Origin of the sequence: Paenibacillus sp. DRB1-1 (assembly GCF_052119485.1) — a bacterium.
In the GTDB taxonomy this organism is placed as follows: Bacteria; Bacillota; Bacilli; order Paenibacillales; family Paenibacillaceae; genus Paenibacillus; species Paenibacillus polymyxa_B.
In genome coordinates, this window is sequence record NZ_JBODQH010000002.1 from 311530 (window position 1) to 328920 (window position 17391).

Sequence of the window (17391 nt, forward strand, 5' to 3'; positions counted from 1 at the left end):
TCGTATCATCAGATGTTTATACGCATAGTAAAGATCATCGTTAGTACGTCTAGCTTCTCTTTCATGTAAGCATAGCACAGGGCAACAGGTTGTTCAATTTTAAATAACCCACTCCATTGTTCATATAGGAGTGGGCTCAACATGTACTGCACATGTAAATTCTCTCGCTTCACCTACTTTTTCTTACGTTCGCGAAAACGGCGTACTTTCATCAAATTACCACACATTTTATCGTCGCAAAACCGCTTTGACCGATTTCGGGTATCATCGTAAAATACCCATCGGCAATCTTTATTATCGCAAATACGAATTCTGGAGCCGCCGCTATTGACGAATGCCTGGGCAAAATCGGCTACCACCTCTGCCAGCACTTTTTTCCAACCAATTGCCACGGGTTCCAGCACAATCTTGAAATGCTCATCCTGTTGCTTTAATAAGCGAGTAACCGGCCCCCCTTCCATCATCTTCCGGTTAATCTTATCCACTAGATCAGACGTCATTTGTCCGCCGGATGACAGGTGCTCAGCGAAACTGCGCAATTCCCGCCGGAGAATTTGCATTTCTTCGATATCTTCTGCACTGGCTGGGACCGGAGCAGAAAATTGCCACTGTATGAGAAAGTCATTTTGCCATTCCGGCTTCAACAACCGATCTTCTGAACGCCCGCTACCTCTCCAGTCATGCCATTCGCTATTTACAAAATCAGTCCAAAGTGTATTCAAAAGAGTTCCCCCTACCGCCTGTAACCACTAAAATCATTTTAACTGGTTGCAAATCTTATTTTGTCATGCTACATTATTAATTGTAACGATTTATTCTACATTTAGCTAGTTACATCCCTACAAAAGGAGTTGGGTTGGGTGAGCCGAGATCGAGTAAATATGCTGGTATTGCAAAGAGAAAATTCATGGGATAAGGAAGAATGGATTGTTCCTCTTGCCGCAGCACTTCACGGTGTGAATACACAGGAAGCCACTTGGACACCACCAGGTGGAGGAAACACGATTTGGCAAACGGTTCGTCACATTAATTATTACAATGAGCGTATTTTGAGACGTTTAACTGACCGGCCTGTAAGCTCAACTGGAATAAGCAACGATGAGACATTCGGTCCGGTGGGGAATGCTGAGGACCATGTAGGATGGCAGAAGACACTGAAAGAAGCAGAAGCTCTTGTAAACCAACTGCTTGTCGCCATTACTGCTTTGACTGATGCTGATCTGGATAAGCCTTTCGGTTCCGAAACTCTCAGTGCAGAATTATCGCGGTGGACGCTGCACGATGCATATCATAGTGGACAAATCGTACTTATACGTAAACAACTGGGTACTTGGCGCGTTTAAAAATAAATATCCTAATTAAAAAGGATGAATTATGAAATATTCATCCTTTTTTCTGTATTAGCTGCTGGCAATGAAGCAATCTACTGGTCAAGATATTTTTTCTTTTTTTGAATCTTTAATTTCATTCTTATTTTTATCTTTACTCTTATCTCTATTCTTGTCTTTATTTGTATCTTTGCTTGGGACGGAGACTTTCCTTTTTTCATTAGCCAGTCGCCAATAGCTTAACACTTTACGGTACATGGACTTATCTGTTAATTGGTTAAAAATATATGGGTCCGGCTTCGTATTCACCTCAATAATCCACGGGATAAAGCGATGATCCAGTCCAATATCCACACCAATTTGCCGGAAATTCGGATATGTTTTTTGTAGTTGTTTGGCGATGGTAAGACCAAGTTCATTTAGTTTCTTGACCAGTTCCGCCTGTTTGCTTTGCGATAAATGGGATTTTAGTAACTGCTCCAAGGCCATCGGCTTACCACCACTATGATAGTTAGTCACGATTTTACGGGGATGACCAAGACGTCCAATAATTCCGGTAGACTCCCATAGCCCTTTTTCATTACGCTGCACCATGACCCGAATATCAAAATAACGCATTTGATGGCGTAGTAAATGGATCCCCTTTTGAATGAGATAACTTTTCTTCCCCGTATGTTTCGATAGGCTGGTATATAGTGCATCCAAATGTTTAAATTCTTGACGCGTTTCCTCATATTGATAGGCGAAACGCTGGCCGGCCTCCTGCTCTACTCTCATTACACCTTTACCAAAGGTACCTCGCTCGGGTTTTACATAGACCATACCGTATTTCTCCAGCATTGACTTCAAATTTGCTTTGTTATATTTGCGAGTTTCTGGTACATAAGGTTTGATGCTGCCATGCTGGAGCAACAATTGGGTTTTATGCCATTTGCTGCGCAACGCCTGCGCTTGTGAAGAATTCACTTACCCCGCTCCTCTCTACTCTCAGGTAAAACGCTCCTGTTAAAAAAGATCAATCTATCGTATGCGCTAACTCCCCATTCGAAGCTTCATCAGCCCTGTCCTGCATAGAAATGGACGTTTGACCTTGCCCGGTCGAAAACGCCTGTCCAAGCATACGATATTGGAGACGCTGGGAGCGTATATTTGCACATATAGGGAGTGAATAACATGTCAGCGCAATCGGATGGGCCACGAGAGGGTTCCCTTACAATCGACGTTCTGATTCCCGCAATTGAAAAAGATATTGCCACACTACCGCTGGTGATTGATAGTCTGCGCCGTCACGTGCAGCACCGAATTGGAACTATTTATATCGTCTCACCGCAAAGCACCGGGATTCGCCGTCTGTGCGTAAACAAGAAATGTACATTTATAGACGAAAAAACGGTGCTGCCCATCACCAAAAAACACATTCATTACGGAACAACGCGCTGGGACCGATCAGGCTGGCTGTATCAACAATTGCTCAAAATGAATGGCGACAAAATCAGTAAAGCCTCTTTTTTTCTCGTCATTGACGCGGACACGATTTTGATTCGTCCACATACGTTCCGTAAAGACGGAAAAACGATTTTTTACTACCGCAGCTGGAGCCAGCCTGAGTATTTTCGTACCCATCACAAGTTGATGGGCGTTAAAGCGCCCTCACCAAAGTCCTTTGTTACTCACTATATGCTTTTTGAAAAAGCGCGGCTTACCCAGCTCAAGCAAGTTATCGAGGCCCGGCATGGAAAACCTTGGTACAACGCAATTATCCACAGTATAGACCGGACAAAACAGTTTGGGTTTTCCGAATATGAAACGTATGCCAACTATTTATACAGCAATCAACCCTCTCGGATGATTTTGCGCAAGTCATTGAATAAAGCGCTTCATAGTCGGGCTGCTTCCCTGTCGCAAAAACAATTGGATGTCTTGGCCAAGAGCTATCGTTCCTTATCTTTTCATCAACGCAAGGTGTACCAGCTTACTTCAAAAACAAAGATTGAATCATCGCTAAAATAGTTCTTAAAATCCTGCAAAATGATGCAGTCCAAATGGATCTGCATTGAAGGAGGAAACGTCCGTGCGCATCGTATTGTTATGCGGTGGTGCCGGAAAACGGCTATGGCCACTATCCAACGAAATCCGGTCGAAGCTGTTTCTCCGGTTGTTGTCCGCTCCTGACGGGCGAAAGGAATCTATGCTCAGCCGGGTGTACCGTCAGCTCACCTTAGCCGGGCTGGATTCCTCAGCCCTGCTTCTGGCTCATCGGAGTCAGGTAAATCTAGCCTTTCGCCATACAGAAGGTCGTCTGCCCGTTCTAGGCGAGCCTGCCAAACGGGGAACCTTCACCGCTGCTGCACTGGCGGCTGCTTATTTTCACACCAGAGGCACGGGGCTGGATGAAGTTCTCTGCATTGCTCCAGCGGACATGTTTGCAGGGGATGATTTCTTCCATAGCATAGCAGGGCTCTCCGGCTTATTGCTTGAGAGCGGAGCCGATTTGGCTATGCTTGGGACAAGGCCTACTCATCCTTCCGACCAATACGGCTATGTCGTTCCGGGTCTGCAAATGATACGGGAAGGGAAAACTTCTTATGCGCAAGTTGCTCGCTTTACAGAAAAGCCGGATCTCTCCGGGGCACAACAGCTTATTCATCAGGGCGCGCTGTGGAACTGTGGTGTTTACGCTTTTACATTACGGTATATGCTGTCCTGTATGGAGCGAAGTTTTTTGCCGCTGAACGATAAAGCATTATGCGCAATGTATGATAGCCTCCCGGTTCGCAGTTTCGACGAGGAGATTGCAGAGCGTGCCGAACATGCCATCGTCCTGCCCTACGATGGCGAATGGCATGACATCGGCAACTGGCAGGCTCTAACAGAGCAGCTAAGCAGCCAAGTGATCGGGCATGGACAGATTAGTGGGCAGACTCATGGCACGCACATCGTCAATGAGCTACCCTATCCAATTCATGTCATTGGCGTGGAAGATATTATTGCTGCTGCGAGTCCCGACGGCATTCTCATTGCGTCCAAGAGCCATGCCCACGTAATCAAGGAGCAGCTAGGTAAACTTCAACTTCACCCCATGCATGGTGAAACCTCTTGGGGTAGTTACCGGGTGCTGGACGAATTTGATCATCGGAGTCTGAACGATATACTGGCCATACGGCTGACGGTACTGCCAGATCACCGCTTGAATGGCCGTATTCACGGCAGCGGACTTAAAGTATGGACGATTGTGTCCGGTCGGGGAGAGGTCATGCTGAACGGAGAACGTTTTGCTGCCGCAAGCGGTTCTGTATTTAGCATTCCGGTTGATACGTATCACACAATCCGTGCCGATCTGGATACACCACTGGAGCTGATTGAGGTACGTCTGGGGAACAGCTTGGTGAACGCCTTCTATAAATCCGAGGCCTGACAACACGTAGATCAGGATTTTGCAAAATTCTCAGATATAACATCAGCACGCTACGAATTCTAAACGAAGGTCGCACATAAAAAATCGCTCCTGAGCAAGGTGAAAAAATCCTTGCTCCAGAAGCGATTTTATTTTGTAATGCTATATTATCTTAAGGTAACAGCTCTAACCTTAGCAGATAAATATACCTCGTTGGTCTTGACTATTCCGGCTTCTTTTAAAAAATGCCGGACGATCTCCAACTGATAGTGTATGCGTACTTTTTTGGGCAGGCTCCAACCCGTTTCCACCGTAACCGCACGTGCACCTAAAATACGGGCTGCTGCAGTGCGGGAGGAACCCGGAAGCTCATGCAGCCGAATATTGAAATGTCGGTCGCTCAGCTGGATGGAGCGATTCATTCGCTTAATAATCCGACGAACCGTAGGAACCACCGGATTGGCCTTGTTGGTGATTAGCGTTTGACCAAGCACCTTGGCATCCTTTTGTGACAATCCGTTAGCCTCATGCAAGTCGAGATACCATTCAGGTTGATGCTTTTGTGTTAATTTGAATAGAGCAGCGGAAAGTGGTTGTGTTGCCAGCTGATTTTTTTTGCGCGGAAAGGTTCGATTAAGATCAGGTATTCCTCTAATCCGTTTGCGGTAAGCCTCTTGATTTACAATCGGTACAATTATAAGCTTACCCTGGCTAAATCGCAGTTTTTGCTGATTCAAAAGCTTTACTAGTTTCTCAGCAGCTCGTATGCTTGCTATTTCTTTACCATGTATCCCCGCCACCACCATCACACACGGACCATTCTGTCCCCCTGTAGCTATATAATAAGGAGTTGCCCAAGAGCCCTTTCCGAGCATATATCGTTTGACCTGCATCCCCTTCACCTCCGTATAGACTGCCGTTGTCCTCTCTTTTGTTCTCGCCGACGGATGATTTCACGGTATAGTCTTAAGTAGTTACTGGTCATCTGTTTGTTGGTAAATCTTTGAGTCACATACAAACGCAGCTTCGCTGGTGACGGGTAGTTTTTTTGCTGTGCTTTTCGTGCCATTTGGCTAACCGATTTGCAAATCAACTGTGGAAAGCCCGATAGCACCTCGGGAACGGAGCCGTTTTTTAATGCCAGCACCGGTGTTCCACAAGCCATGGCCTCAACCATAACGAGTCCAAATGGCTCTTCCCACAGTGTCGGGAACAACAGACACTCTGCATGTTTCAGCAATTTCTGTTTCTGTTCGCCTCCAACTGCCCCCACATAGCGTATATTCGGATTGCGCTGAATTCGTTTCTGAATTTCTTTACGGAAAAATTCTGGTGCTTTGATAGGACCTGCAATAAGCAGTTTTTTTCCTGTTCGTTCTGCAACCTGAATGGCCTGCAATACACCTTTATTTCGTATAATTCTGCCCATGAACAGCAAGTAGCCGCGCTTCTCACTGCTGAACTCGTATTCATGTGTGTTGATACCGTTATAGATATAAAACCCTTTGCCCCTGCCCATCAGCTGACGTGCTCGTTTACTGACATATACCGGGTTTTTACCGTGTCTCTTCACTGGAAGATGAACGGTGCATACTGATGGACAAGGCAGCTTCCTACGCCCTACAGCAGAACGAAAGGTATGGTCATGAATGATATGTGTGTCGGAAGGCATATGCCGGAGTACATATTGGGGAATCTGACTATGTTTCAAACCCTTGGGATAGGAAATCAACCGCGCACTGCTCCTGCTCCCAAGGGCGGCAAAAAGAGATACATAATGCCCTCGTCTCACCAATTCCTCAGTTAATTCATGAACGACCTTTTCCGTTCCGCCCTTGTTGGAGGGTACCGGCTGTGCATCTGGATAGTTGGAAATGACCTGAACAATGGTTAGACGCCGTTTTTTGAGTGCTTTATTCTGCTTTGAAGCCATACGAATTCCCCTTCCTGACCGGAAATACGGTGTGATCCCTACAATGTCAACGGGATTCAGAGCATACTCCCGTACAAGTTATATATTGTAGTATATAGGTATGTATATTTTGCGTGATTGCTTGTGCCAATCGTCTGCAAGTCGCTTTTTGTCATACGAGCCTATCTATAAGTGGAGTCTATACAATTTGTCAAGCCAAAATTAAGGAGAAAATTCTCATCGTTTTCTAATAAATGAGGACAAAGCGTTGAGGTAACAGGTTTGTAACCATGAGTGGTAAATTCCGGATATTTTATTTGTGTTATTGTCATTTCAGGACATCAACACAATACGAATAACGGAGGAATTTATATATGAAACATACTTCTAAAAAATTGTGGATGGGTATTTGCTTTACTATGACTTTGGCATTGAGCGCAGGGAGCTTCGTCGTTGGACCAGCCACCACTCATGCTGCTTCGGCAAGTAAAGCTGATCAGATTATTTCTACAGGCTCCCAGTTTATGGGCGTGCGTTATGAGCATGGAGCCCCAGCTGGCAATACAAGCTCTTTTGACTGCTCTTCATTCACTCAATATGTATTTGGACAAAATGGTATCAAGCTTCCACGTTCGTCCAGACAGCAATCAACCGTTGGCACTTTCGTACCACGTAGTCAGCTGAAAAAAGGCGATTTGGTCTTTTTCTATGCACCAATTCATCATGTAGCCATTTACATGGGAAACGGCAAAATTCTGCATACGTATGGTAAAGGCGGCGTAACGGTTACAGATCTAAATTCGGGATGGTGGAGTCGCAATTACACAACAGCACGTCGTGTTCTTTAGCATAAATTTTAGATGATTCCCATCCACCGAAAGCTTAACTTACAAGTAACAATAAAAAGGGCTGTTCCGCGAGTAGATATTACTACTCGCGGGACAGCCTTTCCTGTTGTCTTTGGGGCAGCGTGACTTTGACTACTGTTCCTTCTCCTTCTACGCTCTCCATGCGTATCGTACCCTGATGGGCATCTGTAATTGCCTTGGCAATTGGCAACCCCAGCCCGGTTCCTCCGGTTTTACGATGTCTGGAGCTATCTACCCGATAAAATCGTTCAAAGACCCGCTTGATCTCGCCCTCAGGTATTCCGATCCCATAATCCTTAACCTGGATATAGACATCCTTTTCATCTGTAGATAACCCTATTTCGATCTCATCCGAGCTGTATTTTAATGCATTATCCAGCAGGATTACTATCAACTGCTTCATTTTCGTCAGGTTGGCATCCAGCCAAATTTCTTTCTCTTCTGTTAAAATAGAAATTTGACGATCATGTACAGGCTTGAGATGCGCTACTACCTGTTGACAACAACCGATCATTTCGATCCGCTCATGCGGCTCAGGGTCTTTCTGCTGTGAGGAGGCAAGAGTCAGCAACTGCTGTGTCATCGTACGCATTCGCTGAGTTTCTTCATAGATCGATTCAATGGATTCCTTACGAATGTCCTCGTCACGCGTGCCCCACCGCCGCAGCATGTTGGCATAGCCCTCAATAATCATAAGTGTCGTATTCAGCTCATGTGAGGCATCTGAAACAAACTGCTGCTGACTCTGAAAGCTTTCTTCTAATCTCTCCATCATTCGGTTAAAAGTAGTGGTCATTTGGGACAATTCATCTTGATTGTGACCACCAACGGGGATTTTTTTGAATTTCAAGCTTCTTTCAATTTCCTGCATCGTTTGAATACTACTGGAAATCGGCAGCAATATCGCATTCGCCAAAATTGTACTCCCTACCAAACTTAGCAACATAGCCCCTAAAGTCGATGTGATGAGAATCGTATTTAAAATATCGAGATTGGTTTCGAGTGCTTCCCATTTTTCCACGATCTCCAGCGTTCCCTTCTGATTGCCCTCCGGAGAAAGCACAGGGAGATGGATTACCAGAATTTTATGACCCTGTATATCTGTCAGTTGAGAGCTTTGAGAAGTGTTAAAACGTATATCGCCCAGCTTAAAGCGGGACTGGCGACTTACTTCATACAAAAGTCGGGATTGCTGATCAAACACCCTCAGAGTGGTGTCTCCGGAAAGCTCATCTTTCAGTTTGGGACTCCATGCATTCTTTAGAATCATGGTAGGTCCGGTTTCGGCAATAATTTCAGTCCACTTATTTTGCAGCACTTCTCTTTCATTTCTCGTAGCGATTTTGACGAACAATAGATGAACCGTGACATCCACAAACAGAAGTATTGACATCACTAAAATAGAACTGAGCAGGGTGATTTTGGTCCGCAGCTTCAATGTTCTTCCTCCCTGATGCAGTACCCCACACCACGTACGGTTTTAATCAATTTCTTTTTGTATCCATGATCAATTTTTTTGCGAACATATCGGATATACACATCTACGACATTCGTATCACCGACAAAATCAAACCCCCACACGTTCTGAATCATTTGATCCCTCTGCAATACCTGATTTTTGTGTTCCATCAGATAGAGAAGCAGATCAAATTCTTTGGGCGTCAGTTCGATTCGGTTTCCTTCCCGCATCACTGACCTAGTTTTGCGTTCCAACACCAAACTATCTACTTGGAGCCTAGACGGCGGCTCATCCTCTTTTTGTAAAGCGGTAGCTGTTGGCTCCATTTGATACCTCATACTGGCTCGCATCCGCGCTAATAACTCCTCGATCTCAAAAGGCTTCGTAATGTAATCATTGGCACCTTCATCCAGACCTGAAACCTTATCAGGAGTCGTGTTACGTGCAGTGACCATAATTACTGGTGTATGATTGTCCACTTTTCGAATCTGCTTCAGTACCTCGACCCCGTTCATCTCCGGCAGCATTACATCCAAAATGATGATATCCCATGTACGTGCTAGAGCTTTTTCCAATCCTTCTCTGCCCGTCTGTGCGATTTCAACTGCATATCCTTCATGGGATAACTCCAACTGAAGCAATCTAGATATCTTCTCTTCATCATCAATGACCAGCACCGACTTTTCCATCGCAAAACCACCTATTTTCTATAGAAAAAACAAATGAGTAATGGAAATGACATTCATTTTTTATTTGATTTTAAGCTTTTATCCGTGTAGTCGCTCTATAATATAACTTTGTTATTCAATTTTTTGATGTTAAGGAGTAATTTATTCATGTTAATTAATGTAGACTATGCTTTATTTCACTGGATCAATGAACTGGCTAATTCCCTCGCCTTTTTGAATGAAACCATGCGTTTCTTGGCGCAATATGCACCATATTTATTCGGAGTGGCTTTGCTGATTTACTGGTTCACTTTTAAAATGCCGCATCGGATGATGGTTTTAGAAGCCGTTATAACGGTTTGTATCGGCTTTGTAATTAGTTGGGGCCTTGGACATTTGTTTTACAGAGATCGGCCTTTTGTCGGACATTCAGTCATTCAACTTATTCATCATGATCCCAATGCTTCATTCCCGAGTAACCATGCACTTGGAGCGTTTGCTCTGGCTGCCATTTTATGGCTTCATCATCAAAAATTTCGTGTTCTCTGGGTTATCTTGGCTGTACTCATCGCAGTATCCCGCGTGTGGACCGGAGTGCATTATCCCTCGGATATTTTGGCAGTTGCGCTTATTGGTGCAGGTTGTGCCGTCGGCGTTCATCAATTCATTCGAAGCCGGAAGCTTCCTGGCATCTTCATGCAGGCGGCTATTATATTTTATGAAAAATGGGAGCAGAAGCTGGGACTCAAGCCTGGTAAACAGGCCAGAACTAAGATGACTGAACACACTTCCTCTGTCCAAATGAAAAGCAGACGCTAAAGCGTCTGCTTTTTTATATGCTTCATTATTTATGCTACCTGTTATGCTGTCGATTTGGAGCGAAGTGGCAGCATTCGTCGTTCTTCGTACCGCTGATAAAACCAAATACAAGCCGCCATCCAGCAGCCACTCATAAAATAGCCACCCACAACGTCGCTCGGATAATGTACGCCCAAATAAATGCGGCTGGTTCCGATTGCTACAATCAGCAGGCTGCTGAGCACAATAAGAAGGATACGCCCCAGCCTAGAAGGAACATGCTTCCACACTAAAAATGTCAGCGCAGCGTACATGCTGAAAGCTGTCATGGAATGTCCGCTCGGAAAGCTGTATCCATTCTCTTCAATAATACGGTTAATCTCCGGTCTCGCACGCTGAAAAAGCAATTTCAGTATCGTATTCAGCATTACCGATCCCAACACACCAGCCGCCAAAAAAAGCAGTTCTCTGCGGTGTCCCAATACTCTATAGAGCACGAACATGGCAATTAAAATGATGATCAGAACTGGAATCCCGCTGCCGATCATGGTGAAAAATTTCATTAGACGGGTCATAGCGGGCGACTCCAGCTGTCCAATAGCCGTAATAATTTTCTGGTCAAAATACCGTATTTGATGGTCGCTCACCCATAATGCGATTAAGCCAAAACCGAGCGCACATACTATACATGTGAGCAGTGCTAAGGAAATGGGCAGCTTTGTTGGTGTTTGCTTCATTTTCTATAGTTCCTCCATAACATTCATCGCGTGATAAAACAAAGTCCAGCATTAGCTTTCGTATATATATTACTTTACCCATTTTTCTGTTATCCTTTCATTCGAAGACTAGGTGCATCCTCCACATGTTGAAACCCATTTTTTAGAAAAGGTCGGGATCAGGCGCCCATGAGGCATCCCTGTAAGTATATAGCCGGGGGCTTTTTGCACGCTTCTCATGCAATAGCATCCGTCCTCCTTTATTTGATGATCATACCATTCTATGGACGTGGTTGGAGTTCTCATATAGCCTCTCCCAACTTTAAGAATCATTTTATAATATAAGGATTTCATATTGACTACAAAATCACAAGCGGAATGTAGCGAAAGAGCAGCATCAAAAAAGGACGCCATTCTAAGCCTTATAAACGGCTCGAATGACATCCTATGATTACACATGGCATACTACAAGCGCAAATCCCAAGTTAAACAAATATCATCTTCTATTTAGGTTGGTGTGACTTCTCCAAGTTTAACCTTACTCTCTGCTTCCTCTATTGGATAGCGTCTGCGGAACCACAGCGACTGAAGCAGCAAAAAGGTGCCGCTTACTGTCCAATATAATGGCATGGCAGAAGGGGCATTAAAGGAAAAGACCGCCATCATAATCGGTGAAAGATAGCCCATGATCGCAAATTGCTTGCGCTGGTCAGGCGTCATCTGAAGCTGAGAAAGCTTGGCCTGTGCCAAGTATACAACTGCGACGACGATTGCCAAAATCCAGTCCGGCTGTCCGAGCCGGAACCATAGGAAGGAGTGAGACGCCAGCTCCGGGGTTAAGCGGATTGCAGTGTACATACCGCTCAAGATCGGGAGCTGAATGAGAATAGGCAGACAACCGATATTAAGCGGATTGAATTGATGCTCTTTATAAAGCGACATCATTTCCTGCTGCATACTCTGCTGGCTGGTGGTATCTTTCTTGTTTTCATACTTCTTCTTAATTCGGTCCAAGTCGGGCTGCATGGCACTCATCTTACGCTTCATCCCCTGCTGGGCACGCGTTTGACGCATCATAAGAGGCAGTAAGGCCAGCCGGACAATGAATGTCAAAGTCATAATCGCCAGCCCAAAGCTTCCACCAAACCATTGCGCCAATTGCTGAATAAGCCAAGAAAGCGGGAACACCACGTAATGATTAAAAAATCCGGGTGTCTGTGCATTTATCTCCGCAGCATTCGCACCACAACCAGACAGCAGCATGACCACCGCCAACGCTACCATTAATCCAAATATCCGTTCTTTTTTACCCCAAAAGGTGAATCCCTTGAATCGTTTCATATGTTCCTCCTCGTTGATTGGCTGTGCCATCGTTCAACGAGGGAGAACAATCGGATGCATCTTCATCCGGCGCTTCCTTACGCCGGATATGTCGGGCCAGCCGGACAGGCATGTCCTGTCCACGGGCAGACATCGGCATCTGTGGAGAAGCATGAGACCTTACGGGCCCGCCTTCGACCCAGCATTCGGGTACATTGCCGTGCAAATGAGCGAGATATGTATAAGTCACTGTGCACAGCAAGCCGATTGTAAATAAATAAGGGAGTAGGTCCTGGAGCTCAAACAAGAGATTCACCTCCTTTGGTTTGTTGTTACAATTATAGCACGAAAACCGAACAAGCGACTAATCTTTAATTAGAGATACAAGTTAGAACACAAGCAACTGAATTAAAGTATGTATGCTAAACAATCGAAACGAAAACACAACATGAAACTTTTGGATTTATTTACAGTCTAATCAAAGGTGACTTTCTGTAAAACCTTACCCCCTATTAACCATTAAAGGAGCCAGCGCGTATGAGAAAAATGATACACAGCACATTGTTTACAGGATTGGCGTTAGCCAGCATTGGGTTGCCCTTAATCATCGATGGATTCACTGAAAAGGCAAGTGCAGAGCAATCTGCAGTCTCCATGAGTAACGCCGCTTATAGCACCACAATCCAGGCACCTGTGATCAAACCTTCCTGGTCTTTTCCCGTTATCCCAATCGATAGAAACCGATATCCGGATCAGGCGGTAGCAATAGCGAAAAACGGTAAGGTATTCGCGGTTGACTCGAACCATAGACTGGTTGCCCTTGAGGCCAGTTCGGGTCGGAAATTGTGGCAATATGGTGATCAGCTTACCCCTGTTTTAACGTACAACAAAGGTATCATCTACGGAATGACACGAAGCGGTTCTATCTATGCCGTTACAGAAGCTGGCAAGAAAGTGTGGTCCACTCCGCTTGGATTTACTGAAGCATATGGTATTCAGCGCATTGGTTCAACTATATATATTATGCAATCGGTGCAAACGGCTGCCATTGATGCTGTCAGTGGCAAGGTGAAGTGGAAAATCAGTGAGGATAAGGACTCATACAGTGGTTTGGGCGAAATAATGGAAACTGACGGTGTGCTTATCCGCAACTATAATGTACAGGGCAGCCTGACCTTTGAACAGATTAATGCCTATGACGCTAAAACCGGCAAAAAGCTTTGGGACAGCTTCAGAAGTTCTTTTCCACTGGCCGTTAAAGACGGGATTGTCTACTCTGTTGCCAATACGTTTATGATTGATGATGACCCGGTAAATCGAAAAGTTACGATAGCACAGTATGACCTCAAAACAGGTGAATCCAAAGGAGATCGTCAGTACCGATGGACTGAGGCTGAAAATAAAGATGGCACTTTCCAATCTGGAGGCATATACGGTTCTGCTTTTTTGTACGGTAAAGACCTTTATGTCTTTCAGGGAAAGATACTAGCTTCCTATGACTTTTGGAACTATAAACCAGACAGCAAACCTGCTCGCAAGTGGTCGCAAGATAGCTATGAACAACTCTCTTCTTTATCTTCCATCCATGAAGGTCGCATATTCTATCAAGATTTTAGTACATCCAGACTGACTGCTATGAAGCTGTCCTCAGGTCAATTCATTCATTACGACGGCGATAATCCGACCGTTCAAGCTGACGTATTTGGCAAAGGAGTCTATGTCGGGCAATCGGATGGTGTATTCCATGGCTATGACCTGATGACCTTGAAGCCCGTGTTTACTGTCAACACAGGCTCACGCTCCTTCGGTTCAACGCTCAAATCCGGCGGAATGATATTTATTCAAAGTGGAAACCGTATACATGCTGTTAAGCTCCCTGCTGCTTTAAAATAAGGCCAAAAATTCAAGCAGCAATCTCTCAGAAAAGGCAAAAGCTTAACGGATAGCAAGCATACGATTCAGTGCCAGTACAGCATTCTGTCTGACCTGAGCATCCACACGAATCACACCCACAGGCTCTCCCCGATCAATCTGCTCCATTGCCCATAGCAAATGCGGAAGATCGATCCGATTCATGGTCAAGCAGGGACACATATCAGGATTGAGCGATTTAATCTGCTGTTCAGGGTACTGCTGCTTGATTCGTTGCACGAGATTCATCTCTGTGCCGACGGCCCATTGGGTCCCCGGCTCTGCCGCGCGAATTGTGTCGATGATAAATTTTGTGGAGCCAGCGCAATCTGCGAGCTGCACGACTTCATAAGAGCATTCGGGGTGAACGATGACCCGGATGTTCTTATCACGCTCACGGACGTTGTGAATATGATCTACCGTGAATTTTTCATGTACTGAACAGTGCCCTTTCCATAAAATAATTTTTACGGTTGCCGGGTCCTGTTCAGTCTCCAGCTGATCGGTCATGGGATTCCACACGGCCATTTCATCCAGCGGAATTCCAAGATCGTAAGCTGTATTGCGGCCCAAATGCTGATCCGGCAAAAACAAAATACGTTCCTTTTGCTTCAGCGCCCATTCCAGCACTTGTTTGGCATTCGAAGAGGTCACGGTAGCCCCGCCATGCCGTCCTACAAAGGCTTTGATCTCTGCTGTGGAGTTTACATACGTTAACGGAATGATCGTATCTCCTACCAACTCCTGTAAATGTTTCCACGCTCGTTCTGTCTGCTCCATGTTCGCCATATCTGCCATTGAGCAGCCTGCGCGCATATCCGGCAGTACAACGGTTTGTCGATCAGTAGTCAGCATATCCGCTGTCTCCGCCATAAAATGAACCCCACAAAATACAATAAACTCCGCTTCCTGATTTTGTGCAGCCATTTGAGCAAGCTGTAGAGAATCTCCTGTTATATCAGCAAACTGAATAACCTCGTCCTTCTGATAGTGATGGCCCGGTATGAGCAGCTTGGGTCCCCATTTTTGTTTCAGCTCGGCCACTCGCTGCTCCATGTCAGCAACCGTCAGTGTCTTATAATGCTCTGGCATAAGCCCTCGATTTCCTTGTAAAACGTCAAGCATAGACATTAGAATCCCTCCATATCGATGCGGCTGATCGTTCCCGCTCTCACGAACAGATAACCGCTTTGTGTACATACATGTTTACAAGTGTCTTGACACTTATATTTACACATGCCTACAATAATCTCAAGAGTTTTTGAATGGAATTATTTTTAAGCAGGGAGGAATTGCTGTGATTTATCTGGACTATGCCGCTTCCACACCTATGTGTGACGAAGCTTTAAATATGTATAACGTATTAAATAAGGAAATGTTCGGAAATGCCAGCAGCCTCCATGATGCGGGCGGTCAAGCAGCCTACACGCTGGATTACAGCAGGCAACGAATAGCAAATATGATTGGCGGGCAAAAGGAAGGCATCTATTTTACAACCGGGGGAACAGAATCCAATATGTTGATTGTGCAATCGATCCTGAACGGGTTGCCGCAGCATAAAAAGCATTGGATCATGAGCGCTTTGGAACATCACTCGATGTACAACCTTGCTACTTTGCTGGAACGGCAGGGCTATGAACTGACTATTGTGCAACCGGATCGGGAAGGAAGAATGACTCGCGAAGCTCTTTTACCTCACCTGAGAGAAAACACCGGACTTGTATCTGTACAACACGCCAATTCGGAAACGGGACTGGTTCAGGACCTTGCTGCCTTATCTCCCCTGCTACGCGAACGGGGTATTTTGCTGCACAGTGATGCGGTACAGACATTTGGGAATATTCTCGTAGATGTAGAAGCCATGGGAGTAGATGCACTCTCTGTATCGAGCCATAAAGTGTATGGCCCCAAAGGTGTCGGTGCTGCATATCTCAAACCCGGAACCCCGTGGCGTCCCGTGTACCCTGATACGCTACATGAAAACGGATTTCGTCCTGGAACGGTTAATGTTCCTGGGATTGCAGCCTTTGTCGCGGCGGCAGAAATGATGACCGAACAGATGGAGTCGCATCAGGAGCGATATGCTAACCTGAGAAGACACTTTATTACGAAAATTCAGGAAAGATCCATTCCGTTACGTTGGGTCGTACAGGAAAGCGAGAATAAAGCAGTGCTTCATCATATAGTAGGATGTTTTTTTCACGGTTACGAGGGACAATATGTTATGCTGGAATGTAATCGCAGAGGTGTCTGTATATCAACCGGAAGCGCATGTGCTGCCGGACACCACGATCCTTCGCCTGCCTTACAAGCGCTTGGAGCATCCGGCCGTGAAGCATTACAATTTATCCGTATTTCTTTCGGAAGGGCAACCACCATCGAGGAATTGAATGTACTGGTAGATATTTTGACAGACCTGACGCATCGACAAGAAAGGAGCTTATCCCGTTGACTGAATCTTTAAAGCGGTCAGGTACGGATCGCCGCGAACAGCTGCTGTTGTGGCTGAAGAGCGAATCACCGCTGACCGGGAGCGAACTGGCACGCAGATCATCCGTTTCCAGACAAGTAATTGTACAGGATATTTCCCTGTTAAAAGCAAGCCAAGAGCCTATCCTTGCAACGAGTCAAGGATACATTTATATGGAGCCTGCGGGTCAGACAGCCCCCTTAGCCTCACGAATTATTGTGTGTAAACATCGACCTGAACAGACAGAAGAGGAACTAAAGCTGATTGTGGACTACGGTGTAAGTGTGCAGGATGTTATTGTTGAGCATCCGGTATACGGGGATCTGACTGCTCCGATACGGGTTGGAACTCGCAAGGAAGTGGATGATTTTATCCGTAAAATCAGTTCCACCCAGGCCACTTATTTGTCCCAGCTGACGGGAGGCATCCACCTGCATACCTTGAATGCCTCGGATGAAGATAAAATTAACGATGCCTGCGCTGCATTGGAGCAAGCAGGCTTCCTAATGACGGACTAACTTAGTGCGCTATAGCGGAGTAAAGAAA

General features: G+C 45.4%; 18 protein-coding genes. 8 read left to right on the forward strand and 10 right to left on the reverse strand.

Annotated elements, in window-relative coordinates; translation table 11 throughout:
- Positions 1–173: 173 nt before the first annotated feature.
- Positions 174–722, reverse strand: a complete 549-nt coding sequence (locus ACQW03_RS25830) for a CGNR zinc finger domain-containing protein (RefSeq protein ID WP_076294601.1) — start codon at positions 720–722, stop codon at positions 174–176.
- A gap of 138 nt (positions 723–860) precedes the next feature.
- Here ACQW03_RS25830 and ACQW03_RS25835 point away from each other — a divergent pair, with 138 nt between their 5' ends.
- Entirely contained in the window at positions 861–1343 is a 483-nt protein-coding gene (locus ACQW03_RS25835; RefSeq protein ID WP_441952739.1) for a DinB family protein, read from the forward strand.
- 87 nt (positions 1344–1430) lie between these two features.
- Here ACQW03_RS25835 and ACQW03_RS25840 read toward each other — a convergent pair whose 3' ends face one another.
- Positions 1431–2294 (reverse strand): YheC/YheD family protein, encoded by an 864-nt coding sequence (locus ACQW03_RS25840; RefSeq protein WP_441952741.1) that lies wholly within the window; start codon positions 2292–2294, stop codon positions 1431–1433.
- A gap of 207 nt (positions 2295–2501) precedes the next feature.
- Between ACQW03_RS25840 and ACQW03_RS25845 the strand changes: the two genes are divergently transcribed.
- Together ACQW03_RS25845 and ACQW03_RS25850 are read left to right on the forward strand one after the other, a co-directional pair.
- Entirely contained in the window at positions 2502–3338 is an 837-nt protein-coding gene (locus ACQW03_RS25845; protein ID WP_441952743.1) for a DUF6492 family protein, read from the forward strand.
- Between the two features lie 61 nt (positions 3339–3399).
- Entirely contained in the window at positions 3400–4743 is a 1344-nt protein-coding gene (locus ACQW03_RS25850) for a sugar phosphate nucleotidyltransferase (RefSeq protein ID WP_441952745.1), read from the forward strand.
- 146 nt (positions 4744–4889) lie between these two features.
- Here ACQW03_RS25850 and ACQW03_RS25855 read toward each other — a convergent pair whose 3' ends face one another.
- Together ACQW03_RS25855 and ACQW03_RS25860 are read right to left on the reverse strand one after the other, a co-directional pair.
- Positions 4890–5615 (reverse strand): succinylglutamate desuccinylase/aspartoacylase family protein, encoded by a 726-nt coding sequence (locus tag ACQW03_RS25855; RefSeq protein WP_441952747.1) that lies wholly within the window; start codon positions 5613–5615, stop codon positions 4890–4892.
- A 5-nt stretch (positions 5616–5620) separates the two neighbouring features.
- Positions 5621–6655: a glycosyltransferase family 4 protein gene (locus tag ACQW03_RS25860; RefSeq protein WP_441952750.1), complete on the reverse strand. Its 1035-nt coding sequence runs from the start codon at positions 6653–6655 to the stop codon at positions 5621–5623.
- A 353-nt stretch (positions 6656–7008) separates the two neighbouring features.
- Here ACQW03_RS25860 and ACQW03_RS25865 point away from each other — a divergent pair, with 353 nt between their 5' ends.
- A complete protein-coding gene (locus ACQW03_RS25865) occupies positions 7009–7482 on the forward strand; it encodes a C40 family peptidase (RefSeq protein ID WP_220027803.1) in 474 nt (157 codons plus the stop codon).
- Between the two features lie 82 nt (positions 7483–7564).
- Here ACQW03_RS25865 and ACQW03_RS25870 read toward each other — a convergent pair whose 3' ends face one another.
- Entirely contained in the window at positions 7565–8941 is a 1377-nt protein-coding gene (locus ACQW03_RS25870; protein WP_441952752.1) for a sensor histidine kinase, read from the reverse strand.
- Positions 8938–9651 (reverse strand): response regulator transcription factor, encoded by a 714-nt coding sequence (locus tag ACQW03_RS25875; RefSeq protein ID WP_441952754.1) that lies wholly within the window; start codon positions 9649–9651, stop codon positions 8938–8940. The genes ACQW03_RS25870 and ACQW03_RS25875 overlap by 4 nt, the downstream gene beginning before the upstream one ends.
- Before the next feature lie 147 nt (positions 9652–9798).
- On the opposite strand from ACQW03_RS25875, the gene ACQW03_RS25880 reads away from it, so the two are divergent.
- The gene (locus tag ACQW03_RS25880) at positions 9799–10449 is read left to right on the forward strand and encodes an undecaprenyl-diphosphatase (protein WP_441952756.1); all 651 of its coding nucleotides are present in this window, start codon (positions 9799–9801) and stop codon (positions 10447–10449) included.
- Between the two features lie 41 nt (positions 10450–10490).
- Here the strand turns inward: ACQW03_RS25880 and ACQW03_RS25885 are convergent, their stop codons facing one another.
- From ACQW03_RS25885 to ACQW03_RS25895, 3 genes are all read right to left on the reverse strand, one after another.
- The gene (locus tag ACQW03_RS25885) at positions 10491–11165 is read right to left on the reverse strand and encodes a phosphatase PAP2 family protein (RefSeq protein WP_258297965.1); all 675 of its coding nucleotides are present in this window, start codon (positions 11163–11165) and stop codon (positions 10491–10493) included.
- A 486-nt stretch (positions 11166–11651) separates the two neighbouring features.
- Positions 11652–12485 carry a membrane protein insertase YidC gene (gene yidC, locus ACQW03_RS25890; RefSeq protein ID WP_025721137.1) on the reverse strand — a complete coding sequence of 278 codons (834 nt, stop codon included), beginning with the start codon at positions 12483–12485 and terminating at the stop codon, positions 11652–11654.
- The gene (locus ACQW03_RS25895) at positions 12451–12771 is read right to left on the reverse strand and encodes a hypothetical protein (RefSeq protein ID WP_013310179.1); all 321 of its coding nucleotides are present in this window, start codon (positions 12769–12771) and stop codon (positions 12451–12453) included. The genes yidC and ACQW03_RS25895 overlap by 35 nt, the downstream gene beginning before the upstream one ends.
- A 230-nt stretch (positions 12772–13001) precedes the next feature.
- Between ACQW03_RS25895 and ACQW03_RS25900 the strand changes: the two genes are divergently transcribed.
- Positions 13002–14357, forward strand: a complete 1356-nt coding sequence (locus ACQW03_RS25900) for an outer membrane protein assembly factor BamB family protein (RefSeq protein WP_441952759.1) — start codon at positions 13002–13004, stop codon at positions 14355–14357.
- A 42-nt stretch (positions 14358–14399) separates the two neighbouring features.
- Here the strand turns inward: ACQW03_RS25900 and nadA are convergent, their stop codons facing one another.
- Positions 14400–15506 carry a quinolinate synthase NadA gene (gene nadA, locus ACQW03_RS25905; protein WP_441952761.1) on the reverse strand — a complete coding sequence of 369 codons (1107 nt, stop codon included), beginning with the start codon at positions 15504–15506 and terminating at the stop codon, positions 14400–14402.
- Positions 15507–15672: 166 nt separating this feature from the next.
- On the opposite strand from nadA, the gene ACQW03_RS25910 reads away from it, so the two are divergent.
- Positions 15673–16827, forward strand: a complete 1155-nt coding sequence (locus tag ACQW03_RS25910; RefSeq protein ID WP_441952763.1) for an IscS subfamily cysteine desulfurase — start codon at positions 15673–15675, stop codon at positions 16825–16827.
- Positions 16824–17363, forward strand: a complete 540-nt coding sequence (locus tag ACQW03_RS25915; RefSeq protein ID WP_028541390.1) for a transcription repressor NadR — start codon at positions 16824–16826, stop codon at positions 17361–17363. Before ACQW03_RS25910 ends, ACQW03_RS25915 begins: the two co-directional genes overlap by 4 nt.
- The last annotated feature ends 28 nt before the right edge of the window (positions 17364–17391 follow it).

Excerpts from the sequence above, each read along its gene's own strand:
- ACQW03_RS25845 (WP_441952743.1), top strand. The coding sequence starts at position 2,502 with ATGTCAGCGCAATCGGATGGGCCACGAGAGGGTTCCCTTACAATCGAC.
- ACQW03_RS25855 (WP_441952747.1), bottom strand. The coding sequence starts at position 5,615 with ATGCAGGTCAAACGATATATGCTCGGAAAGGGCTCTTGGGCAACTCCT.
- ACQW03_RS25860 (WP_441952750.1), bottom strand. The coding sequence starts at position 6,655 with ATGGCTTCAAAGCAGAATAAAGCACTCAAAAAACGGCGTCTAACCATT.
- ACQW03_RS25865 (WP_220027803.1), top strand. The coding sequence starts at position 7,009 with ATGAAACATACTTCTAAAAAATTGTGGATGGGTATTTGCTTTACTATG.
- ACQW03_RS25875 (WP_441952754.1), bottom strand. The coding sequence starts at position 9,651 with ATGGAAAAGTCGGTGCTGGTCATTGATGATGAAGAGAAGATATCTAGA.
- ACQW03_RS25880 (WP_441952756.1), top strand. The coding sequence starts at position 9,799 with ATGTTAATTAATGTAGACTATGCTTTATTTCACTGGATCAATGAACTG.
- ACQW03_RS25885 (WP_258297965.1), bottom strand. The coding sequence starts at position 11,165 with ATGAAGCAAACACCAACAAAGCTGCCCATTTCCTTAGCACTGCTCACA.
- yidC (WP_025721137.1), bottom strand. The coding sequence starts at position 12,485 with ATGAAACGATTCAAGGGATTCACCTTTTGGGGTAAAAAAGAACGGATA.
- ACQW03_RS25900 (WP_441952759.1), top strand. The coding sequence starts at position 13,002 with ATGAGAAAAATGATACACAGCACATTGTTTACAGGATTGGCGTTAGCC.
- nadA (WP_441952761.1), bottom strand. The coding sequence starts at position 15,506 with ATGTCTATGCTTGACGTTTTACAAGGAAATCGAGGGCTTATGCCAGAG.